This window comes from Arthrobacter ramosus, assembly GCF_039535095.1.
Lineage (GTDB): Bacteria > Actinomycetota > Actinomycetes > Actinomycetales > Micrococcaceae > Arthrobacter > Arthrobacter ramosus.
Genome location: NZ_BAAAWN010000001.1, coordinates 3,339,426 through 3,362,819, shown reverse-complemented (window position 1 = coordinate 3,362,819; position 23,394 = coordinate 3,339,426). Strand labels below are relative to the sequence as shown.

General features: G+C 64.2%; 20 protein-coding genes and 1 riboswitch. Of the genes, 16 read left to right on the top strand and 4 right to left on the bottom strand.

All coding sequences use genetic code 11. The features are described from left to right. Nucleotides 1–51: 51 nt before the first annotated feature. Entirely contained in the window at nt 52–2,409 is a 2,358-nt protein-coding gene (locus ABD742_RS15585) for a S8 family peptidase (RefSeq protein ID WP_234750764.1), read from the bottom strand. A gap of 235 nt (nt 2,410–2,644) precedes the next feature. Next, nucleotides 2,645–2,760: riboswitch (SAM riboswitch) on the top strand. Between the two features lie 13 nt (nt 2,761–2,773). On the opposite strand from ABD742_RS15585, the gene metX reads away from it, so the two are divergent. Next, nucleotides 2,774–3,895: a homoserine O-acetyltransferase MetX gene (gene metX, locus ABD742_RS15580; RefSeq protein WP_234750763.1), complete on the top strand. Its 1,122-nt coding sequence runs from the start codon at nt 2,774–2,776 to the stop codon at nt 3,893–3,895. A gap of 1 nt (nt 3,896) precedes the next feature. On the opposite strand, the gene ABD742_RS15575 is transcribed toward metX, so the two are convergent. Together ABD742_RS15575 and ABD742_RS15570 are read right to left on the bottom strand one after the other, a co-directional pair. Further along, nucleotides 3,897–4,307, bottom strand: coding sequence for a hypothetical protein (locus ABD742_RS15575; RefSeq protein WP_234750762.1), 411 nt, complete (start codon nt 4,305–4,307; stop codon nt 3,897–3,899). 67 nt (nt 4,308–4,374) lie between these two features. Then, nucleotides 4,375–5,217: an SGNH/GDSL hydrolase family protein gene (locus ABD742_RS15570; protein WP_234750761.1), complete on the bottom strand. Its 843-nt coding sequence runs from the start codon at nt 5,215–5,217 to the stop codon at nt 4,375–4,377. Nucleotides 5,218–5,286: 69 nt separating this feature from the next. Between ABD742_RS15570 and ABD742_RS15565 the strand changes: the two genes are divergently transcribed. Further along, the gene (locus ABD742_RS15565; RefSeq protein WP_234750760.1) at nt 5,287–5,940 is read left to right on the top strand and encodes an alpha/beta hydrolase; all 654 of its coding nucleotides are present in this window, start codon (nt 5,287–5,289) and stop codon (nt 5,938–5,940) included. Nucleotides 5,941–6,016: 76 nt separating this feature from the next. Here the strand turns inward: ABD742_RS15565 and ABD742_RS15560 are convergent, their stop codons facing one another. Continuing rightward, a complete protein-coding gene (locus ABD742_RS15560; RefSeq protein WP_234750759.1) occupies nt 6,017–6,247 on the bottom strand; it encodes an RNA-binding S4 domain-containing protein in 231 nt (76 codons plus the stop codon). A gap of 33 nt (nt 6,248–6,280) precedes the next feature. On the opposite strand from ABD742_RS15560, the gene ABD742_RS15555 reads away from it, so the two are divergent. From ABD742_RS15555 to dnaG, 14 genes are all read left to right on the top strand, one after another. Further along, nucleotides 6,281–7,303 (top strand): DMT family transporter, encoded by a 1,023-nt coding sequence (locus ABD742_RS15555; RefSeq protein ID WP_234750758.1) that lies wholly within the window; start codon nt 6,281–6,283, stop codon nt 7,301–7,303. A gap of 87 nt (nt 7,304–7,390) precedes the next feature. Continuing rightward, on the top strand, nt 7,391–8,776 hold the full coding sequence (locus tag ABD742_RS15550; protein ID WP_234750757.1) for a glycine--tRNA ligase: 1,386 nt from the start codon (nt 7,391–7,393) through the stop codon (nt 8,774–8,776). Between the two features lie 2 nt (nt 8,777–8,778). Further along, nucleotides 8,779–9,753, top strand: a complete 975-nt coding sequence (locus ABD742_RS15545; RefSeq protein WP_234750756.1) for a GNAT family N-acetyltransferase — start codon at nt 8,779–8,781, stop codon at nt 9,751–9,753. A 203-nt stretch (nt 9,754–9,956) separates the two neighbouring features. Next, entirely contained in the window at nt 9,957–11,330 is a 1,374-nt protein-coding gene (locus ABD742_RS15540) for an FAD-binding oxidoreductase (protein ID WP_234750755.1), read from the top strand. 136 nt (nt 11,331–11,466) lie between these two features. Next, entirely contained in the window at nt 11,467–12,894 is a 1,428-nt protein-coding gene (locus tag ABD742_RS15535) for a YibE/F family protein (RefSeq protein ID WP_234750754.1), read from the top strand. 180 nt (nt 12,895–13,074) lie between these two features. After that, nucleotides 13,075–14,376, top strand: a complete 1,302-nt coding sequence (locus ABD742_RS15530) for a hypothetical protein (RefSeq protein WP_234750753.1) — start codon at nt 13,075–13,077, stop codon at nt 14,374–14,376. A 9-nt stretch (nt 14,377–14,385) separates the two neighbouring features. Further along, nucleotides 14,386–14,946, top strand: coding sequence for a hypothetical protein (locus tag ABD742_RS15525; RefSeq protein ID WP_234750752.1), 561 nt, complete (start codon nt 14,386–14,388; stop codon nt 14,944–14,946). A 192-nt stretch (nt 14,947–15,138) separates the two neighbouring features. Then, complete coding sequence (locus ABD742_RS15520; RefSeq protein WP_234750751.1) at nt 15,139–16,077, top strand: ABC transporter ATP-binding protein; 939 nt, start codon at nt 15,139–15,141, stop codon at nt 16,075–16,077. Beyond that, nucleotides 16,074–16,850 carry an ABC transporter permease gene (locus tag ABD742_RS15515; protein WP_234750750.1) on the top strand — a complete coding sequence of 259 codons (777 nt, stop codon included), beginning with the start codon at nt 16,074–16,076 and terminating at the stop codon, nt 16,848–16,850. Before ABD742_RS15520 ends, ABD742_RS15515 begins: the two co-directional genes overlap by 4 nt. A 22-nt stretch (nt 16,851–16,872) precedes the next feature. After that, nucleotides 16,873–18,045 carry a sensor histidine kinase gene (locus ABD742_RS15510; RefSeq protein ID WP_234750749.1) on the top strand — a complete coding sequence of 391 codons (1,173 nt, stop codon included), beginning with the start codon at nt 16,873–16,875 and terminating at the stop codon, nt 18,043–18,045. Next, entirely contained in the window at nt 18,042–18,653 is a 612-nt protein-coding gene (locus ABD742_RS15505; RefSeq protein ID WP_234750748.1) for a response regulator transcription factor, read from the top strand. The genes ABD742_RS15510 and ABD742_RS15505 overlap by 4 nt, the downstream gene beginning before the upstream one ends. 58 nt (nt 18,654–18,711) lie before the next feature. Beyond that, nucleotides 18,712–19,893, top strand: a complete 1,182-nt coding sequence (dusB, locus tag ABD742_RS15500; protein ID WP_234750747.1) for a tRNA dihydrouridine synthase DusB — start codon at nt 18,712–18,714, stop codon at nt 19,891–19,893. 113 nt (nt 19,894–20,006) lie between these two features. Next, nucleotides 20,007–21,317 carry a deoxyguanosinetriphosphate triphosphohydrolase gene (locus ABD742_RS15495; RefSeq protein WP_372460917.1) on the top strand — a complete coding sequence of 437 codons (1,311 nt, stop codon included), beginning with the start codon at nt 20,007–20,009 and terminating at the stop codon, nt 21,315–21,317. A gap of 59 nt (nt 21,318–21,376) precedes the next feature. Next, nucleotides 21,377–23,338: a DNA primase gene (dnaG, locus tag ABD742_RS15490; RefSeq protein ID WP_234750746.1), complete on the top strand. Its 1,962-nt coding sequence runs from the start codon at nt 21,377–21,379 to the stop codon at nt 23,336–23,338. The last annotated feature ends 56 nt before the right edge of the window (nt 23,339–23,394 follow it).

Here is a 23,394-nt window from a genome sequence, read left to right as displayed (position 1 = left end):
AGATCGCTCAATGACGGGGCGCCCACTCCTGGGGGGCGCCCCGTCTCTCGCTTAACCAGCGAGGAAGTACCCGGAAGTGTCGGCGATCAGCTCCACTGTGCCGTTGGAGTTGTTGGTGAAGGAAATGGTGCCATCGGGAGCAACGGGCGTAATGGCGAAGTTCGGGATGATCTGTCCCGTCGCGAAGTTCACGTTCGAGGTACCGGGTTGTGTGCTTCCTCCGGCGTAGGCGGTGATGAAGCCGAACGACGACGGATTGGCCACGGTGATGTTCATCGCGACCGCGGAGACGCCGGATGCTTGGACGCCGCCACGGCCGGTGACCTTGACGCTGATGGTCTGCCCGGGGGCGACCGGTCCGTGGAATCCGCCGGTTCCGTCGCGGGTGTCCAATTGCCGGAACGGGATCTGGGCGGAAAACGCGCCGGCGGTTGACGGTATGCCTGCAAGGTAATAGCCCGATGTATCGGCAATGATCTGGACGGTTCCGCCGGAGGTATTCGTGAATGAAATCGTCCCGTCGGGAGCGACGGGCGTGATGGCGAAGTTCGGGACGATCTGTCCCGTCGCGTAATTCACGTTCGAGGCGTTCGGTCGCGGAGTCCCGCCCGCGTACGCAGTGATGAAGCCGAACGACGACGGATTGGCCACGGTGATGTTCATCGCGACCGCGGAAACCCCGGAAGAGGGAATGCCACCCTGCCCGGTGACGCGGACCCTGATGGTTTGCCCCGGCGCGACCGGTCCGGTGACGCCGCCGGCACCGTTCCGGGTATCCAGTTGCCGGAATGGAGCCTGGGCGGAGAACGTCCCGGGAGCGGGTGATGCGCCAGCGGTGAGGTAGTAGCCGGTGATGTCGGCGATGAGTTGGACCGTGCCGTTGGAGCTGTTCGTGAAGGAAATCGTTCCGTCGGACCCGACCGGCGTGATCGCGAAATTCGGGACGATCTGCCCGGGAGCAAAATTCAGGTTCGAGGTCGCCGGCCGATTGGTTCCGCCTGCGTAGGCGGTGATGAAGCCATTCGACGTCGGGTTGGCCACCGTGATGTTCATTGCGACAGCGGAAACTCCGGTAGCTGGGAGGCCGCCGCGTCCGGCAACCTTGACACTTATGGTCTGTCCGGGGGCGACCGGCCCGTTGACACCACCGGTCCCGTCTCGTGTGTCAAGCTGCCTGCAAGGGGTCGTAGCCGCAAAACCGCCCAAAGGGTCCTGTGATGGAGAAAAGAGCGAAGCGCTGACGTAAAGCAGGCGGTTTGGCATGCAGTTCCCAGTCAACTGAACTATTCCGGCCGTTGAGCCGACCGTCAGCGTTGCCGAGACCTGCGCAGGGCTCCACGATGGATGCATGGAGAGGAGCATCGCGGCAGCTCCTGCCACATGGGGAGAGGCCATTGAGGTTCCATTCAGGACAGCCGTTGCGGTATTTGACGTCTGCCAATCTGAGGTGATCTGGACCCCTGGTGCGTACAGGTCGACGCAGGAACCGTAGTTGGAGAAGGAAGCCTGCCGGTCGAAGCTATCGCTCGCGGCCACCGTGAGGGCGGCAGGAACCCGGCTTGGGGACAGTGTGCACGCATCCGTGCTGGAGTTGCCAGCCGCCAGGGTCACGGTAATGCCGCTATTGATCGCGCCCTGAACAGCGTCGTCCAGGCTCTGGTTCGCAGATCCGGAGAGGCTGAGGTTGGCGACGGCGGGTTCGCCGGGCTGGTGCTGCTGAACTATCCAGTCGAGGCCGGCTATGACGTCGGAGGAGTATCCCGTACCGTCACAACCAAGGACCCGCACCGGCACAATGGTTGCCGACTTGGCCATGCCATAGGTGCTGCCGGCCGCGATCCCTGCTACGTGCGTCCCGTGGCCGGCGTCGGGCATTGCCGGGTCGGTGCAGGGAGCATTGGCAGGCTGCCCCGAGAAGGCACTCCACCCCGCGGTTACCCGGCCGCCGAAGTCCGTATGGGTGCCAAGCACCCCGTTGTCCACCACGTAGATCGGAACCCCGGCGCCGCTCGAAGGGGGTGTGTAGCTCCCGGACAGGGGGAGGGCCCTTTGATCGGTCCGGTCAAGGTTCCAAGGTGCTGGTGCCTGGGTGTCGGAAATCCGCACCGGCATATCCCGGTCCACGGACACAACGTGGCTCGACTTCGCCAACGCAGCGGCCTTGGCGGGCGTCGCCGTGACGACTGCGGCCTTCACGGCATGCGTGAACGTCTTGTCCACCGCGACTCCTTGCGAGCGCAACTCCGCGGTCTTGCCGGCAACGTCCGTGCCGTCGGCGTAGTGGACCACGTACCGGTCTTCGCCAGCTGCCGGAGTGGTGTCGGCATGCGCCGGCAGCGGCACTCCCACAGTGAAACCTGATACCAGCATGAACAGGGCTATCGGAACGACGCCGAATGGCTTTTTCACGAGCTTCAATCTTCCTGTGACGCAGGGCCGCGGCCGCAAGAACGGGCGCACAAGGCGGATGCAATGAAAACGCAAACTGCTGCGCCCAATTGTATCTCCAGTCACACAGGCATCACCCGTCTCTTCAATTTTCGACGCCCGCAGGCCCTGCTTCGTGAACAAAACGCGGCCGAGTGTCACAAAGATGTCATAATCTTCGTCAGAAGGGGTCCGGTTTTCCTAGACTCTTCCTATAGGTCATGAGTGCCAGTGACAGCCCCGGCTTGCTGGCCGGCAACCCTCCATTCGCGGCGGGGTGCCCCGGGTGAAGACCTGGCCCTTCGCTGTATTGGCGGCGGGCAAGCGCGATGTGAGGTGCCAACGAATGACAATTGCTGCAACAGCCATACCCCTTTCCGGTACCCCGGACGGAACCCTCAAGTATGTTTCCGTGGGCGGACTCGAGCTGGAGGCCGGGGGTTTCCTGCCGGAGGTCGTCCTCGCGTACGAGACGTGGGGGCGGCTCAACGCAGACGCCTCCAACGCTGTCCTGGTGGAACACGCCCTGACCGGCAGCACCCATGTGGCCCGTGGCGAGAGCGATGAAGAAGGCTGGTGGGAGCAACTCGTTGGTCCCGGCGCCACCATCGACACGGACCGCTACTTCGTGGTCTCCGTCAACATCGTGGGAGGCTGCTACGGCAGCACCGGGCCGTCGTCGTGCGCTCCTGACGGCAGACCGTGGGGTTCCCGCTTCCCGCTCGTGACCCTGCGGGACAGCACCGTCGCCGAAGCCCGGCTGGCCGACGCTTTGGGGATCCGCAGCTGGCACACCGTCGTGGGCGGGTCCATGGGTGGTGCCCGTGCACTCGAATGGGCCGTCAGCTATCCGGACCGCGTCAAACGATGCGCCGTGATTTCGATCGGGGCGTACAGCACTGCCGAGCAGATCGCGTTTGCGCAGGCCCAGACGCTCGCCATCCGGCAGGACGCCGACTTCAACAGCGGGGACTACTATGGCCAGGCCGCGCCCGAGGCGGGGTTGGCCCTGGCCCGGCGGATCGCCCACATCACCTATCGTTCGGCGGATGAACTGGACTTCCGCTTCGGCCGGAACGCCCAGGGCGGCGAGACACCCCTTCAGGCTGCCGCGTTGGGGGACCGGGGCCGCTACCAGGTGGAGAGCTACCTCGACCACCAGGGAAGCAAACTGGTCCAGCGCTTCGACGCCAACAGCTACATCGCCATCACCGAGGCCCTCATGAGCCACGACATCACCCGCGGCCGGGGCTCCCTGGAGGATGCGCTGTCCGTGGCAACAGCGAAGTTCTTCGTTGCCTCAGTGGACTCGGACCGCCTCTACTTCCCGGAACAATCCCACGAGCTGGCCAGGGCCTTGCCGGGAGAGGTCCCGGTTCACGTAATCGAGGCGCCGATCGGGCACGACGGGTTCCTCACCGAGATCGGACAGCTCGGTCCCCAGCTGCGAGAGGCCTTCTTCGGCTGAATCAGCCGTTCATGATCTCCTGGCGGAGCTTCATGTAGTCCTCCATGGCGATTTTCCCGTCGCTGTACTCCTGGTCCAGTTCGGCCAGTTTCCGTGCCCGGTAGCCTTGGGGAGCACTGTTCGGCTGGGGCGCGCTGTTCGGCTGGGGCGCGCTGTTCGGCTGGGGAGCGGCCGACGACGGCGGAGCGGCCTGCGGTGCGCGCCTCGCCACCGGAGGTTGCGGCTCAGCCGGGATGATTACCGGGGGTTGCTCCGGGTATCCGACGGGATAATTCTGTGGCGGATAGGGCTGCCCGGGGTAATTCTGCGGAAGGAAGTCTCGGAGCCTGCGCTGGCGCGATCGGTTGTACATGCGGATCCCCATGGGAATCAGCCAGGAGCAGACGATGATCCAGAAGATCAAGTTGTTCACGGTGGAGGCCTCCTAGGTCTTTCACCAGCTTAGCCCCGCTCCCTGTGACCCACCCCGTGGTTTCCGGTCAGCTCCGGGGAAGGATGGTCTCGGCAGGACCGAAGACGGGCCCCGGCGTCGGGCGTTTCGGCAGGATTCCGTCGCCGGAGGACTGGTGCCGGATCCGGCGGATGACCCACGGGACAAAATACTCCCGTGCCCATACGAGGTCGCCCGAGCGGGCTTCGCGCCAACTGCGCTGGGGGAGCGGTTTGGGGAACAGCGGTTCGAGGTTGTGCGGCACATTGAGGGAATCGAGGACCATTGCTGCGATGGTGTGATGGCCGAGCGGCGAGAAATGCAGGCGGTCTTCGTCCCACATCTGGGAGTTGGAGAGTTGCCGCAGGGACCACATATCAGCGATCACCGCATCGTGGCGGGTGGCCACTGTGCGGAGGTTTTCGTTGTAGATGGCCACCTTGCCGCGGATCCGGCCGAGTACTGATGACACGGTGTCCGGACCGTTGAAGAGAACCACGGTGGCGCCGTCGGAACTCAGGGTCTGCACGGCGGCATCGAGTTTCTCGGCCAAGGAGTCGGGATCGCCGCCGGGACGGATGAGGTCGTTGCCGCCTGCGGAGATGCTCACAAGGTCCGGCTTGAGGTCCATGCACGGGCCAAGTTGTTCGTCGAGGATCTGCTGTAGCAGCCGCCCGCGGATGGCAAGGTTGGCGTAAGCGAAATCCCGGTGCCCCCGGCTCAGTTCCTCGGCTACGCGGTCGGCCCAGCCGCGATGTCCCCCGGGGTTGTCGGGCTCGGGGTCGCCGATGCCTTCGGTAAAGGAATCACCCAATGCCACGTAGCGGGTCCACGGATGATTCCGCTCGTCCGGCTTCGGCCCCACCGTGGAATCAGTGTCACTCACGTTCATATCCTGCCTCTTGCTGCAACGCTACGCGCCCGTAGCTTGTTACTCATGGGTAACTGCAACAATAGTCCCATGAGTCAAGCTTCCGCCTTTCCTGCCCCGGTCGTTTTGTGGTCCCACGAAGAGGAAGAACGGGCTGGAAAGCCGTTGCTGGTCCTGTTGCACGGTTACGGATCCAACGAGCAAGACCTCTTCAGCCTTGCCGGACTGTTGCCCCAGGACTTCGTCGTCGCCTCGCTCCGCGCGCCGATCGCCACGGGCCCGGGCTTCACGTGGTTCCCGCTCACGGCGTCCATCGACTACTCGCTCGACGCCGTCAAGGATGCCGCGGAGTACGTGTTTTCCTGGTTGGACTCATTCAAGTCCAACCACAGTTCGGTGACGCTCCTCGGATTTTCCATGGGCATGGCCATGGCCACCTCGCTGCTCCGGCAGCGCCCGGCGGACTTCGCCGCCGTCGTCGGGCTTTCAGGCTTCGCCGTCGACGCCGATGCCGACCCCGCGTTCCGTGACGCCGAACTGGACGGTTCCGTGCCGCTCTTCTGGGGACGGGACCAGCAGGACCCCGTCATCACCCCGGACAAGATCGAATACACCATGGGTTGGGTGCGAAAGCACACGGACCTCACCAAGGTGCTCTACACAGGCATGTGGCACGGCATCAACCAGCAGGAAATCGGCCACGTGGGCGAATTCCTGGAGCACAAGGTCCTCACGTCCGTCTGAAAGCAACGCGGGGTCACTTACGGCCCATTCTGAGGCACGTGATGGGCCATAAGTGACCCCGCGTTGCGTAAGAGAGCTAGGACTCCTTGGTGATCCGCACCGTCTGTCCGTTGACGGTCACGGTGTCGCCTACATGGAGCTGGCGGCCGCGTCGATCGTCGATCTCGCCGTTGACTTTGACCAGGCCGTTCTTGATGAGTTCCGTGGCTTCCACGCCGTCCTCCACCAGGTTGGCGAGCTTCAGGAGCTGACCGAGTCGGATCATGTCGTCGCGGATGGGGATTTCTTCGATTTCCGGGTTGCTCATACAAGCAATGATGCCTGAAGTAAGGTGGTGAAAATGCCGCGATCGTCCCGTCCCTTGCTCACCGGTCTGCTCCTTGCCGTGGCAACCGGACTCGTGATTCCCCTTCAGGGCCGGATCAACGGCGCCCTGGGAGCAACGCTCGACGACGGCATCGCGGCCGCCGTCGTGAGTTTCACCACCGGGCTGGTTCTGATCGCCGCGATCGGGCTGACGCTGCCGAAGGGACGCGCCGCCCTGCGAAGGATCCTGCCGGCCCTCAAGGAGCGGAGCTTTCCACGGTTCTACGTTCTTGCCGGCGGCATCGGCGCCCTGTTCGTGTTTGCCCAATCGTTCACGGTTGGCTTGCTTGGCGTGGCCTTGTTCACGGTTGCTGCCGTGACTGGCCAGACCCTGAGCGGACTACTCGTGGACCGGCTCGGCATCGGGCCGGGCGGCAAACGCTCGATCACCGGGGTCCGCATCCTCGGCAGCGTCCTGACGATCGCCGCCGTCGTCTGGGCCGTTTCGCCGCGCCTCGGGGCAGCGGCCGACGTCGGGTCCTTGCTGCTCCCGATCCTGTTGCCCGTCGTGGCGGGCTGCCTGATGAGTTTCCAGCAGGCGATGAACGGCACGGCGACCGTGCACTACGGCAGCCCTATCGCCGCGACGCTGGTGAATTTCGTGGCCGGAACGGTCATTCTCTGGATCGCCTGGCTCATCAAAGTGTTGCTGCTTGGTCCCGGCCACGCCCTGCCTGCTGAATGGTGGTATTACTTGGGCGGGCCAATGGGCTGCGTCTTTATCGGCCTGGCTGCCTTGTTGGTCCGCAGCCTCGGTGTCCTGGTGACCGGGCTGGGCATGATCGCCGGACAGTTGCTCGGATCGCTCGGGCTTGACCTGGTCCTGCCGGCTCCGGGAACCGTGGTTGCCTTGCCCACGATCCTTGGCACCTTGCTAACGCTGTTCGCCATCATCGTGGCCACGCTGCCTTGGCCGAAGGGCGCGCTCTCTTCCCGCCGTCCCGCCAAGGGCCAATCAGGCCAGTCCGGAGGCAGGACCGCGGCCAAAGGCCGGTAGGCTAGGACACGCAGCTTCCTGCACAGCATTACCTTCGCGCACAACCACGGACCGCACCCAGCGGCCCTGTAGAACATTGGAGTACCCATGGCAGCAAAATCCGTCCTCGACCAGGTCATTTCCCTCTCCAAGCGGAGGGGCTTCGTGTTCCAGGCCGGTGAAATCTATGGTGGCTCCCGGTCCGCGTGGGACTACGGCCCCCTCGGTGCCGAGCTCAAGGAAAACATCAAGCGCCAGTGGTGGCAGAGCGTAGTCCGGGGCCGCGAAGATGTGGTGGGCCTGGATTCCTCCGTGATCCTGCCCCGCCAGGTATGGGAAGCGTCCGGCCACGTCGAGGTGTTCTCCGACCCGCTGGTCGAGTGCCTTTCCTGCCACAAGCGTTACCGCGCCGACCACCTCGAGGAAGAGTACGAGGAAAAGAAGGGCCGTCCCGCCGAAAACGGGCTCAAGGACATCGCCTGCGCCAACTGCGGCACCCGCGGCCAATGGACCGAACCGCAGGAGTTCTCCGGCCTGCTCAAGACCTTCCTTGGCCCCGTGGCCAGTGAAGAAGGCCTGCACTACCTGCGCCCGGAAACCGCGCAGGGCATCTTCGTCAACTTCAGCAACGTGCTCACCACGTCCCGCAAGAAGCCGCCGTTCGGTATCGGCCAGATCGGCAAGTCCTTCCGTAACGAGATCACGCCGGGCAACTTCATCTTCCGCACCCGCGAGTTCGAGCAGATGGAAATGGAATTCTTCGTCGAGCCGGGCACGGACGAGGAATGGCACCAGTACTGGATGAAGGAACGCATGTCCTGGTACACCGGTCTGGGCATCCGGCCCGAGAACCTGCGTTTCTTCGAGCACCCGTTGGACAAGCTCAGCCACTACTCCAAGGGCACCACGGACATCGAATACCGCTTCGGTTTCCAGGGTTCCGAGTGGGGCGAGCTCGAGGGCATCGCCAACCGCACCGACTTCGACCTCTCCACCCACTCGAAGGCATCCGGCCAGGACCTCAGCTACTTCAACCAGGCCACCAATGAGCGCTACACGCCGTACGTCATTGAACCGGCCGCCGGCCTGACGCGGTCCTTCATGGCCTTCCTCGTGGACGCCTATACAGAGGACGAGGCACCCAACGCCAAGGGCGGCGTCGACGTCCGCACCGTCCTGAAGCTTGACCCGCGCCTGGCGCCGGTCAAGGCAGCCGTGCTGCCCCTGAGCCGCAACGAGGACCTGTCCCCGAAGGCGAAAGACCTGGGTGCCCAGCTGCGCAAGAACTGGAATATCGACTTCGACGACGCCGGCGCCATCGGCCGCCGCTACCGTCGCCAGGACGAGATCGGTACCCCGTTCTGCATCACCGTCGACTTCGACACGCTCGATGACCAGGCCGTCACCATCCGTGAGCGCGACACCATGAGCCAGGAACGTGTGTCCCTGGACAAGGTGGAGGGCTACCTGGCCGCACGACTGATCGGCGCCTAAGCGTGTCCATCGAATACCGCGAATGGCGTGAGGGCGACGACCTTGCGCTCCTGGAAATGTGGGGTGGGCCCGAGACCCTGCCGGCCCAGCAATTCCGCGCCGCCCTGGCGCCGTCGAGCAACAGCGGTCAAGGCCAGCCCTGGCGCAGGTGCATCGTGGCGGAAGACGTCGTTGACGGCATCGGGATCCCGGTGGCGGCAGGTGTGGTCCACGAGGCCTCACTGCACCCGGAACGGCTCTGGGCCTACATCGAGGTTGCCAAGGACCACCGCCGGAGCGGGATAGGGGCGACGCTCCTGACCATGCTGCGGCGCGAAGCCGAGCAGTCGCCGTCGGGGGTCACCAGGCTGCGCAGCAAAGTGGAGCCCGGCACGGCCGGTGCGGCATTCGCCGAGTGGGCGGGGCTTGCACCCATCCAGCGTTCGCAGCTTGTGGTGGTCGATCCCGAGCCGCTCAGGCTGCCGGTGTTTGGAGACGGCTCCGAAGCAGCGGCTTCCGAACAGGTGGAAGACCTCGCCACGGGATCCGTGGAACTGAGCGACGTCGTAGGCCGGTACTACACCGCCGTGCACCACTGGGACAACCCCGGCGAGCTCGGCATCCCCACTGTGCAGCGGCTGTTCCTCGACGAACTGACGGGGGCACACGGGGCGGTCGTGTTGCGAGCGCCTAAGGCGAGTGCCTTTGGCTCGGGCGTTCCGGCCACCCGCAAGGGCAAGCTGCAGGCCTTCGCCATCAGCTATGCCCAGGGCAGCTCGGACGAGCCTTCCGAGGTATTCCTTGGGCACGATCCGCTTTTGCGGGATGACGAGGCGCGGACCGCAATCCGTGACCTGCTGGCGCTCATTGCCTACCAGCACCCCGTGGTCCTCGAAGTGGACGATTCCATGACGGCCGTGCGCGCCGTCGTCGATCCTTTGCTGGAACTGGGCAAAGCGAAGCTCCGCGGTGCGGACACCTTGGTGGTCAGCGAATAGCCGTTCCTCTCCGCCCAACTGACTCGCATTAGTTGTCGTTTTGAGCCCTCATAACGGCAACTAATGCGAGCCACTTGGGTGAACTCTTGACGAGGTCGTGGCATGGGTGTAGGCATGACGACGTAAGCCCCGGCCGCTGGTCTGGTGGGGTAGCGGCGGGTGGAACTAATCCGGTCTCATGAAGAGAATCGGCGGTAACACCCATGAATGGAACAGCCCTCGACGGACTGCGCGAACAGCTCCGTGGGCAACTCGTCACTCCAAGTGATCCTGACTATGATTCCGCCCGTGCTGTATATAACGGGATGATCGACAAACGCCCGGCCGGGGTCGTGCGTGTGGCCCAGGTAGCGGACGTCATTGCCAGCGTGAACTTTGCCCGGGACAATTCCATGCCCTTGGCCATCCGCGGCGGCGGCCACAGCGCTCCCGGCTTCGGGACCTGGGACGATGCCCTTGTCATCGATTTCGTCAACCGCACCGGAGTCCGTGTTGACCCCGAGGCCGGTACAGCCCGTGCCGAGGCGGGAACAACCTGGGCAGATTTCAACCACGCGACCCATGCCTTCGGGTTGGCCACAACCGGCGGGATCGTAGGGTCCACCGGCATCGCAGGCCTGACCCTCGGTGGCGGCATCGGCTATCTCGCCCGCAAACACGGCCTGTCCTGTGACAACTTGATCTCCGCTGACGTGGTGACTGCGGACGGCAAGTTCCTGACTGCCAGCGAAACCCGGAACGAGGATCTCTTCTGGGCCTTGCGGGGAGGCGGAGGCAATTTCGGTGTGGTGACGTCGCTGGAATACAAGCTGCACCCGGTGGACATGGTCCACGCTGCGATCATCATCTACGGCATGGAGCATGCCGAGACCGTTACGAAGCTCTACCGCGACTACATGGTCACCGCCCCTGAGGAATTCGGGGCGTTCGTGGGCTTCCACCAAGGGCCGCCCGTACCGTTCCTGCCGGAGGAGTGGCACGGCAAACCAGTCTGCGTGGTCATTGGCATGTGGACCGGTGATCCTGCCGAAGGAGCCGCCCGCTGGCAGCCGTTCCTGGATGTTGCCCCCGTGGCGGGTTCGCTTGTTGGGCCCATGCCGTACCCGGCACTCAACTCGGCATTTGATCCGCTGCTTCCGAAAGGGATGCAGGCCTACTGGAAAGCGAATTTCCTCTCCGAGCTCAACGACGGCGCCATTGCTGCCCATCTTGAGTACGGAAGCAAAGTGCCCAGCGTGCAGACGTCTGTCCATGTCTACCCGATCGACGGTGCGGTGCAGCGCGTGGGTCAGACGGACACCGCCTTCGTCAACCGCGGCGTCAAGTTCTCTCCGGTGATCGCCTGCATGTGGAACGACCCCGCAGACAATGAGGCGAACATCGACTGGGTCCGCAGTTACGCCGCGGCATTGCGCCCCCACTCCTCGCCGGGCGGCTATATCGGCTTCATGGACGGTGATGATCAGGGCAGGATCAGTGAGAACTACGGGGTCAACTACGAGCGGCTGCAGGCCATCAAGGGCAAGTACGATCCAGGAAACCTCTTCCACGTGAACCAAAACATCAAACCCGCCTGAACCCGAGTGCGAACCACGCCCAACTGGCTCGCAGTAGTTGTCGTTTTGAGCCCTCATAACGACAACAACTGCCAGTCAGTTGGGCGGGACGCAGCGCTGCCCCACGTAGGCTTGTGGGCATGAGGTTTTGCAGCTAATGGGTCACGGCCATTCACACGGACACACAGAGCATTTCGAGCCAAGCCCGCAGGCGCTCGCGGCACGCAAGCGGGCCAACTGGCTCCTCGTGGCCGTGTTGGCTCCGATTGCAGTGCTGACGATCGTTGCCATGCTTGTCATGTGGCCGTCAGGGAGCAAGGAAGGCATAACCTTCGCAAGCCCCTACACAGCCGCTCCCGGGGTGACGTTCGATACCGGCAAGATCCAAGCCGTCACCCAGGAAAGCTGCACGCAAGGGACCCAGGCTCCGGGTACGAACGGTACGAATCAAAGCAGCGGCACACAGCCGCAGGGGTCCCAATGCACCTTCGCGTCCACGCAGCCGGATAACGGCGGCAGCCCCGTGAAAGTGGTCATCAACCCGGATGTCGCGAAGTCCCACGGCGTCAAAGTGGGGGACAGCATCCGCTACCTGAACCTCTCCGGGGTGCAGGGCGCAGCGGCAGGCAACGGCTCGCCGTCGTACGTTTTCCTGGATTTCGTGCGGACCGTCCCCATGGCGCTTCTGGCGATCCTGTATGCCGTGGTGGTCATTGCGGTCGCGCGTTGGCGCGGCTTCAGGGCGCTCCTTGGACTGGCCGGAGCCTACGTGGTGATGGTCAGCTTCATGCTTCCGGGATTGGTGGAAGGCAAGCCGCCGCTGCTGGTGGCTTTGGTCGGCTCCACGGCGATCATGATGGGCGTGCTCTATTTCGCCCACGGATTCTCGGCCAAGACCTCCACGGCATTGCTGGGCACGATCTTCGGCCTCGGCATTACGGCGCTCCTGGCGGCCTGGGCCACGGATGCGGCTAATCTGACCGGGATCGGAAGCAGCGAGGGCGCCACGCTGGTGAACATGTCGGACAAGATCTCCCTCTCCGGGATCATCCTCTGCGGGCTGATCATCTCCGGGCTCGGAGTCCTGAACGATGTGACGATCACCCAGTCCGCGGCCGTGTGGGAGCTCTACGAGCTGGCGCCGGAGACCGGCGCGCGCAAGCTGTTCACCTCGGCCATGAGGATCGGCCGGGACCACATCGCTTCCACGGTCTACACCATCGCCTTCGCCTACGCCGGTGCCGCGCTGCCCATCCTGATCATTGTCATGCTGTACGACCGCCCGCTGGTCGATGCCCTCACCAGTGCCGAATTGTCCGAGGAAGTCATCCGCACCCTGGTGGGGTCCATCGGCCTGGTGCTGGCCATCCCGGTGACCACCCTGATCGCCGTGCTGGTGGTCAAAGCGACCGGTCCGAGGCGGCTGGCGGCTGCCGCCGCGGATTCTGCGCCAGCCGACGACGACGGCGACGTCCGGGAGCTTGAAACCGCCGGGTCCGCCGACGCCTTCGAATCGTTCGACACCGGCGAGCTTGCCGCCGTCGTCATGACCAGGCGGGCACGCAGGGAAGCCGAGCGCCGCTAGCCCCTCGATGACATTTGTCATCCCTCATTGGTGACACACGCACCATGAGAGCGCTGGGCGGTGCCGTGAATTGTATTGCTCGCATTAAATTCAATTGCTTGCTATATTCGGCGGACCGAATCACACACTTAGGCGCTACGGATTCCCGTTAGGCGCACATGCATCCTTTTGGGGGGAGACATGAGATGGAAGTTCGAATTTGTCCGCGGTGCGAATATGGGCCGCGCAGCAGTTGCAACAACGGTAACAATCCTGTCAGGAACGTTGACAGCGGCGGTTCCGGCTGAAGCAAAGTCGCCAGACGTGGGAGTGTTCCTTGATCTGGACCAAACGACTCGATTTGTCGATACGAAGGGAAAACCCATTCGGATCGTCGCGGATGACGCTGACGAAGGAGAACGTACCGTGCTCGGGAAGGTAGGCTCAGGGGCTCCGGCAAAGATAGTCATTCAAAAAGCACCGCCAATGACTTCAGGATCCACAGCCGCATTCGCTGTACTCGAGCCTGAGCGGCAATTATCCTCACCGCCGGCAGTGGAGGTGTCGTCACTCGACGAGAAGGATCTGAAATTTGATACCTCGAGCATGAGGTCCGTATCTGCATGGGCGGTAACACCGTGGACGGCGTCCCTCGCATGGGCTGTGCCTGATTCCAGCGTTGCGTCAAAGGTCTACTTGAACGGGTCATTCATTCAGACCGTGAAGGGCGGCCGGTTTTCCATTCCGGGGCTTCTTCCGGCGACTAAATACGTTCTCAAAGTCACAACTCCATTGACGACAGACCAAGGTGAAGCTGAATCTGAGAAAACTTTCACATTGCAGACGCTGGCAGAAATTGGACTTCCCGTTACCGCGAAGACCTTTCAAACGTACTCAACAGCTTTTCAATACAAGACGTTCATACCCCCGGCCAGGGTCGATGCGAGCATGTGTAACTGGGGAGATAACAGTTTCACCTTCGGCGGGGACAACCGCGGCTTCCGATCTCCCCCGGTAAATGCCCCATTTGATACTCCGAATTATCGAACCATGATGTGGGCGAACGTGAACTGGCAGAACCCTGACGGTCAGAAACTAGTTCTAGCCAAGAACGTTGGACAGAGTATCACCTACAAAAATGACCAGGTGTATGCGACCTCGTATGCAAGCACGGCAAATATGCTATTTCAGGACGGTCAATCCGCTGGCTCTTACGCTCAGGTCCGTTTCAAGCACGATGCATCGAACCCACATTGCAAGCTCTTCGATATCAACTACGGTGGAGTAATTTCCTACAGCGTGATTGTGAGGTTCTACAGGTCTGGGTTGGTTGAGGTGGTGGGGAATCGACAGCAGGCGCCGGCGCACGAAGGTTGGGCGCGGTTCAGTACGACAGCGGGAACGGAACAATGGCTAAACGTTTTCCAGCTCGACCATCTCAACTTCAAGTGCTTGGTCGGACTGTGTGGGACGCAGACGATCAACCATGCCCGCGCCTACTAAATGAGTCCGGTGACGACGATGAACGACCCTTTGACGCTTGACCAAAAGACCAAGCCGACGCCCAGCATATACGTCTTCCTCTCGGGCACAGTCCTTGCCGTGTTCTTTGGCGCGTTTGTCGTCGTCGCCGGTTCCTACTACGCGGGCGCTGGGTATCTGACTGCGGTCGAAATTGGGCTCGCCGCCATAGATGCCGGATTCCGAGGATCAGTAATCGGTCTCACCGCGGCCGCGCTCCTGTGGTATCCGATTCTCGGAAGGATCTACCCACGCGTCCGGAAGGCATTTCAGTTCCCGATTCTGTTGGCCGCAGGGGCAGCGATTGCCATTCCAGCCACAATTCTGGATTCGGTTCTCAAACTTCACCCGGGATTCACAGGTATTTTTGGGATTTTTGTGCTGTTTGCGGGCGCCTGGAGTTCGTCGTTTGCCTGGATAATGACGATGCTCTTCGGAAGGTCGAGACTGGCCCGGGGGCTTATGGTGATGATTGCGGCTACGTTGTTTGCGGCCGGCGCGATTAGATACCTGATCCGCTCAGTTGATGAGCAGAGTTGGGGTCTGTTCTGACGTTCGAAGCCTCGAAACCGCGGGCGCGGACTCGTTCGCTCGGTTTCGGAACGGAGCCCATGGACCGCACCCACGATCTCTCGGAAGCCCCTCGATGACATTTGTCATCCCTCATTGGTGACACACGCCCGGGCACCGGACGCGGATCTCGGCTTTGATGGGTAGTGGAGCAAACCAAAGCCAAGGAGAGTCATGACAACAGCGAGTGTGCCGGCCGTCCACGCCGCCGGACTGCACAAGAGCTTCGGGAAGGTCCACGCCGTTCGCGGCCTCGACCTCACCGTGCAGCCGGGGGAGGTGGTGGCGTTCCTCGGTCCCAACGGGGCGGGCAAGACCACCACCATCGACATGATCCTCGGATTGAGCGCACCGGACCAGGGAAGCGTTTCCATCTTCGGCCACACTCCGCGGGGAGCCATCGCCCGCGGCCAGGTGGCAGCGGTCATGCAGACCGGCGGCTTGCTGCGGGACATCACCGTGCGCGAGACCGTGCAGCTCAACGCTGCCATGTTCGACTCCTCCCGGCCTGTGGACGAAGTCCTGGCGCGGGCGGGCATCCTGGAGATCGCCGATCGCAAGGTGGAAAAGTGCTCAGGCGGCCAGCAGCAACGGCTGCGCTTCGCCATGGCACTGGTCTCCGATCCCGGGTTGCTCATCCTGGACGAGCCCACCACAGGCATGGATGTCGCGGGACGGCGCGACTTCTGGACCGCCATCAGGACCGACGCCCAGCGCGGACGGACCGTCATCTTCGCCACCCATTACCTCGAAGAAGCCGACGCCTACGCGGACAGGATTGTCCTGGTCCGGCAAGGCAGCATCGTTGCGGACGGCACTGCCGCCCAGATCAAGAACCTGGCCTCCGGCCGAACCGTCAAGGCTTCGCTTCCGGCAACAGAGCGCGGACTGCTCGCCGGGATGCCGCCCGTCGAAAGCATGGAGTACGACGGCGGCCGCCTCACCGTCCGCACGGGCGACTCGGACGCCGTCGTGCGGTACCTGCTCAACAACACGGGCGCCCACGACGTCGAGGTGGCGGCCAACAACCTCGAGGAGGCCTTCGTCGCCCTCACCGGAGACGATGCCGTGCCTGAATCCAGGAGCATCACTCTTGAAGGAGACCTCGTATGAGCGCGGCAACAGTCGTCCAGGAACGGAAACCGTCCACCGGCGGGGTCAACCGCACGTTCCTCTGGATCGAGATCAAGCGGATGCTCCGGAACCGCCGGACCATCATCTTCACGGTATTTATGCCGGCTGTCTTCTTCTTTATTTTCGGCTTGTCCAACAAGGACAAGCTCCTGCCCAACGGGCACAGCTACGGCCAGTACATCCTCATCAGCCTCACGGTCTACGCCGCGATGACCGCCGCAACGGGCGCCGGCAGCCAAGTGGCAGTGGAACGTGCCCAGGGCTGGAGCCGCCAGCTTCGCCTTACGCCCCTCCTGCCCGGTGCGTATATCGCGGTGAAAGCCATGGCCGCGCTGATGCTGTCCCTCGTTGCCGTCGTGGCCCAGTTCGTCATCGGCGCCCTGGCGGGCGTCACCATGGATGCCCAGACCTGGCTCACAGCGGGGTTGGTGGCCTGGCTGGGCTCCCTGGTCTTCGCTGCCCTCGGCTTGTTCGTCGGATACCTCATGCCGAGCCAGAACGTCATGCAGATCCTCGGCCCGGCCCTGGCCATCCTTGCCATGCTCGGTGGGCTGTTCATGCCCATCGAGATCATGGGGGAGACCTTCGGGAACATCGCCAAGTTCACGCCCGCATACGGGATCGGGCAATTGGCCCGGAGCCCCATCACCGGCGAGTTCGACTGGGCGTGGATCCTCAACGTGCTCATCTGGCTCGTGATCTTCGTGGCCGGGGCTGCCATGGCATTCCGCCGCGACACGAAACGTGTCTGAACAGGCCGCTAGGGTAGGCACCATGACCAGCAATGCTCGCGGAACCTCCTTCAAGGACGTGTGCACTGGCGGCGTGCTGAGTGGCAACGTCTTCACCGGCAGCATGTTCCGCGGTCCTGGGCCACGAGGCTGGTTCATCGGTGCGGGACTGTCCATCCTGCTCTGGGCCTGGCCGACGTGGAACATCGTGTGGTCCGTGGACGAGCCCTCGGCCTGGAAAGTGGCGGCGTCGGCGTCACTGATCGTGTTCTTCGCCGCCTACGTCTTCCTGCCCCAGATCAGTTGGCGCCTGGGCGTCCGGGCAGGCATCGTGTTCGTCTGCATCCTGCTGGCGCTGAACGGGCTGATGATCCTCATCATCGGAAGGGAAGCCTTGTGGACCTGGACGTTCCTCGCCTGCGCCATCGCCATGACGTCCCTTCCGCCGCGCACCGACTTCTTCCTGATCGTCACTTTGTCCCTCGCCTCCTTCTCCACCCAGCTGGTGACGGGCAACGGGGAGCAGGCCTTGCTCCAGGCCGGGATCATCTTGTCCCTCGGCCTCATGATGTCCGCCTTCGCGCGGCTGATCCGGCAGACCGCACGGCTCCGCGAAGCACAGACTGAACTGGCCGACGCAGCAGTCGCAGCAGAGCGCAGCCGCGTGGCCCGGGACATGCACGACATCCTGGGGCACTCCCTGACGGTGATCGCCGTGAAAGCCGAGTTGGCCGGCCGGATGCTGGACACCGTCCCCGGCGACTACCCTGCCCGGGACCGGGCAGCCGCCGAGATCTCTGCGGTGCAGGACTTGGCCCGCGGTGCGCTCGCCGACGTCCGGGCCACGGTGGCCGGTTATCGCGGCGTCAACGTCCTGGCGGAGCTCGCCGTTGCCCGGACGGCCTTGGAATCGGCCGGGATCGACGCCGAATTGCCGGGAACCGTGGAGCAGGTTCCGGCGCGGCTCCGGGAGCTCTTCGGCTGGGTGCTGCGCGAAGGCATCACCAACGTGGTGCGCCACTCCGGTGCCGCGCGCTGCCGCGTCCGGTTGACGGCGTCGAGCGTTCTGGTGGAGGACGACGGCGTCGGCCCGGCCACCGGGGGCCGCTCCGGGAACGGGCTGGCCGGGATCCGCGAACGCGTGGGTGCCGCCGGGGGAACGGTCAGCATTGGCCCGAGTGACCTGGGAGGGTTCAGATTGGCGGTGGAGGTATGAGCATCCGATTGGTGATCGCAGACGACCAGGCGCTCGTGCGCGGAGCACTGGCGGCTCTGCTGGGACTGGAGCCGGACATCGAGGTGGTCGCTGAACTGGGCGACGGGACAGGGGTGGCGGCCGCCGTCGTCGAGCACTCCGCCGATGTGGCAATGCTCGACGTCGAGATGCCCGGCCTGGACGGGATCAGCGCGGCAGCGGCCGTGCGGCGGGCCGCGCCGTCGTGCCGGGTCCTCATGGTGACCACCTTCGGACGGCCGGGCTACCTCAAGCGCGCCATGCAGGCCGGTGCCTCCGGATTCGTCGTCAAGGACACACCGGCGCGGCAACTGGCCGAAGCGGTGCGCCGCGTCCACCAGGGGCTCAGGGTGGTGGATCCCGTGCTAGCCGCTGAATCTTTGACCGCTGGAGACAGTCCGTTGACCGAACGCGAGGGGGAGGTGCTCAAGGCAGCGTCCGACGGCGGAACGGTGGCCGATATCGCGAAGTCCGCGATGCTTTCCGAAGGGACCGTGCGGAACTACCTGTCCGCCGCGATGGCCAAGACCGGCGGCCGGACCCGTGCCGAGGCTGTGCGGATCGCCGAAGACAACGGCTGGCTGCTCTGAGCCCCGCCTCGTCTTTGAGGGGTCCCGTCGATTTGCCCCGCTTTGAGACAATGGACGGGTGACTGTAGTAGCAACGCCCCCTTCGCCCAAGCTCGAACTGCCCCCGCTGCAGCTCGGACGGATCACCGTGGACACCCCCGTGATCCTTGCCCCGATGGCCGGCATCACCAACTCGGCCTTCCGTCGGCTGTGCCGCGAATACGGCGGCGGTCTGTACGTCGCGGAAATGGTGACCTCCCGTGCCCTGGTTGAGCGCACCCCGGAATCGTTGCGCATCATCTCCCACGACGACGACGAAAAGGTCCGTTCCGTGCAGTTGTACGGCGTGGACCCCGTCACCGTGGGCCAGGCCGTACGCATGCTCGTCGAGGAAGACCGGGCAGACCACATCGACCTCAACTTCGGCTGTCCCGTGCCCAAGGTCACCCGGCGCGGCGGCGGATCCGCCCTCCCCTGGAAGATCGACCTCTTCACCTCCATCGTCCAGACCGCCGTCAAGGAAGCCTCCAAGGGCGATATCCCGCTGACCATCAAGATGCGCAAGGGCATTGACGAGGACCACCTCACGTACCTCGACGCCGGCCGCATCGCCCGGGATTCCGGCGTTGCCGCCGTCGCGCTCCACGGCCGCACGGCTGCGCAGTTCTACTCCGGCCAGGCCGACTGGTCCGCCATCGCACGGCTGCGCGAGGCCCTCCCGGACATCCCCGTCCTCGGCAACGGCGATATCTGGTCCGCCGAAGACGCAGTCCGCATGGTGCGCGAAACCGGGATCGACGGCGTCGTGGTGGGCCGTGGCTGCCAAGGCCGCCCGTGGCTTTTCGGTGACCTCCAGGCAGCGTTTGAAGGAAGCGACGAGCGCCACCGTCCGGGCTTGCGCGAGGTGGCCGACGGCGTCTACCGGCACGCCGAGCTCATGATCGAAACCTTCGGGAACGACGAGTACAAGGCGCTGCGCGAGATCCGCAAGCATATGGCCTGGTACTTCAAGGGCTACGTCGTGGGCGGGGAACTGCGCGCCAAACTGGCCACCGTGCCAACGCTTGAGGTCCTGCGCGAACTGCTGGACCAACTCGACATGGACCTGCCGTACCCGGGCGTCGACTCGGAGGGCCCGCGAGGACGCGCAGGTTCCCCCAAGAGGCCGGCCTTGCCCAAGGACTGGCTGCTCAGCAGGCAGATGGACGCCGATCAGACGCGCGATATCGCCGCAGCGGAACTCGACGTCTCAGGCGGCTAAAGCCCGGCCCGGGTCGCCGCGTGCACGCGCACGGCCAGAGTCGTGGAAAACTGGCTGCATAGGCACTGGCTGAAGAGACGCCGGGGCACGGCAAGCGGAGGAGGCAGATACCCATGGGAACTGAAGCGATGTCTGCAGCACGCCCGGCCGAAAACGCAACGGGCATTCCAGGCTATGTGGAGGCCGACTCGGCACGCTGGGTCCAGGAACCCCGGAAGAACACCTACCGCTCGGACTTCGAGAGGGACCGGGCAAGGGTGCTGCATTCGTCGGCCCTCCGACGGCTCGGCGCCAAGACCCAAGTAGTCGCGCCGGACACCGATGACTTCGTCCGCACCCGCCTGACGCACAGCCTTGAAGTGGCCCAGGTGGGCCGCGAGTTGGGCCGCGCGCTCGGTTGCGATCCGGATGTTGTGGACACGGCGTGCCTGAGCCACGATCTTGGCCACCCGCCTTTCGGCCACAACGGGGAATCCGCGCTCAACGAGGTAGCCCACGGAATCGGCGGCTTCGAGGGCAATGCCCAGACCTTGCGCCTGCTGACCCGCCTTGAACCCAAGGTCCTTGCCGCCGACGGCCGGCCCGCGGGCCTGAACCTGACCCGTGCGAGCCTCGACGCCGCGTCCAAATACCCGTGGTCCGCCGTCGACGCCCCGGTCATCCACGGACAGCGGAGCAGCAAATTCGGTGCCTATGAAGACGATCTGCCCGTGTTTGCCTGGCTTCGTGACGGCGCGCCGGGCAACCGCTCCTGCATAGAGGCCCAGGTGATGGACCTGGCCGACGATATCTCGTACTCGGTCCACGACGTTGAGGACGCCATCGTTGCAGGCCACTTCCAGCTGAAATGGCTGGACAATCCTGATCACCGGGCCCGCGTGGTGGGGTACACCAAGCAGTGGTACCTGCCCCACAACGATCCCGCCGAAATCGATGCCGCCCTGGCCCGCCTCGAAGCCACGAGCGTCTGGGTCCGCGAGGCCGACGGCAGCCGCAAATCGATGGCTGCGCTGAAGGACATGACCAGCCAGCTGATCGGCCGGTTCTGCCAGAGTGCCTTGGAGACCACGCGCGCCCGCTTCGGTCCGGACCACCTCACTCGGTACGGCGCTGAACTCATGGTCCCGGAGGACACCACCACGGAGATCGCCGCCATGAAGGGCCTAGCCACGACGTTCGTGATCTCCACCGACCATCGGCAGCCCGTCTATGAGCGCCAGCGCGAAGTCCTGCACGCTTTGGTGGGCGTACTCAACGCGAGCGGAGACCGGCACCTGGAACCGATGTTCGCTGCAGACTGGCGGGACGCCCCCGACGACGGAGCCCGGCTTCGCGTCGTCATCGATCAGGTGGCGTCCCTGACGGACGCTTCGGCGCTGGCGATGTACGAACGCCTGGTGGGTAGCCTGCCGTCGCTCTGGTAGGCCCCGTCGAGTTGTCGGCCCGCTCAGGGGCTGCCCGCCTGAGCGACTAGGATGGTGACGTGGCTGGCCTGATCAAACGTGAAGATATCGACGAAGTACGCCAGCGCACCGATATCAAGGAAGTGGTGGACGGCTACGTCACCCTCAAGGGCGCCGGCCTGGGCACCTTCAAAGGCCTCTGCCCCTTCCACGACGAGCGCTCGCCGTCGTTCACCGTCCGTCCCCAAGTAGGCCGGTACCATTGCTTCGGCTGCGGTGAAGACGGCGATGCCATCTCCTTCGTCCAGAAGATGGACCACACCTCCTTCCACGAAGCCGTGGAAAAGCTTGCAGCCCGGATCGGCTACGAGCTGCGCTATGAAGACGGCGGCACCGGTCCCAACCGCGAAGAGGTCGGCAAGCGCCAACGGCTGCTCGATGCCCACAAGATAGCCGACGAGTTCTTCCGTGCCCAGCTGCTCACGGCAGGTGCCGCCGAGGGCCGCAACTTCCTCCATGGCCGCGGTTTCGACCGGACCGCAGCCGAACAGTTCGGCGTCGGCTACGCGCCGCAGGGTTGGGACTCACTCCTGAAACACCTGCGCGGACGCGGGTTCACGGACGCCGAGTTGAAGCTGACGGGGATGTTTTCGGAAGGCAACAGGGGCATTTACGACCGCTTCCGCGGCAGGCTCATCTGGCCTATCCGGGACATCGCCGGCGACACCATCGGCTTCGGAGCCCGCAAGCTCTACGAGGACGACCAAGGCCCGAAATACCTGAACACTCCGGAGACCGTGCTCTACAAGAAGTCCCAGGTCCTCTACGGCATCGACCTCGCCAAACGGAACATCGCCAAGGACCGGCAACTGGTGGTGGTGGAGGGATACACGGACGTCATGGCCTGCCACCTTGCCGGAGTCGGTACTGCTGTGGCCACGTGCGGTACGGCTTTCGGTACGGACCACATCAAGATCGCCCGCCGCTTGCTGTCCGACGACGGCACCGGGGGAGAGGTCATCTTCACCTTCGATGGCGACGCCGCCGGGCAGAAGGCGGCATTGCGCGCCTTTGAGGAGGACCAGCGTTTCGTCGCGCAGACTTACGTGGCCGTGGAACCGAGCGGAGCAGACCCCTGCGATTTGCGCCAGCTCAAGGGGGATGCGGCCGTCCGGGACTTGATCGGCACCCGCCGGCCCCTCTTCGAATTCGCCATCCGGGCCTCCCTCAAACGCCACAACCTGGACACCGTGGAAGGCCGGGTCGCCGCCCTGCGGGAGTCGGCCCCTGTGGTGGCACAGATCCGCGATTCCGGCATCCGTCCGGCATATGTCCGCGAGCTGGCAGGCTGGCTCGGCATGCCCATTGAGGAGGTCAGCCGGGCAGTGGGGTTGGCTGCCAAGCGCGCTGCTTCCGGCGCGCCGGGCACTGCGGGAACTGCAGGTGCGGCGAGCACCGCAGGAGCCCCGGGGGCCGGGCAGGGCACAACCCCGGGCCAGGCCGGCCAGCCGGCGGCAGCACCGCCGTCGGACGCTCCCATCGCCTTCATGCGCCCGGATCCCCGGGATCCCATTGCCGCCATGGAGCGGCAGGCCCTTGAGGTGGTCATCCAGAACCCCGCTGTCCTAGGAGGCGAAGCCGCGCTTAGCGGTGGAGCATGGGAACGGTTTGAGGCCTGCCACTTCGTCACTCCGGCCTACTCTGCGGTACACACGGCTGTTCGGGCAGCCGGGCTGGCCCACGCGGGAGACCCTGTGGCCTGGGTGGAAGGGATCCGCCAGGAAGTTCCGGAACCACTTCAAGGTTTGGTCTCCGAGCTTGCTGTGGTTCCGCTGCCCGCCAGCACTCCCGAAGCGCTTCAGCGGTATTGCCGCGACATTTTGGCCCGCCTGTTCGAACTACAGATCACCAGGGTCAAGGCGGACAAGATGGGCCAATTGCAGCGCCTGGACGCCTCGGCCCAGCCGGAGGAGTTCCAGCGGCTCAACCGGGAACTCATGCAGCTGGAAATGCAGCGCCGCGCTCTCCGCATGGATAGCTGAGGGCCTTCAACGGCGCCGATTTCGTTTCCCGGCAGCCCTTTGTTAGGCTTGTACAC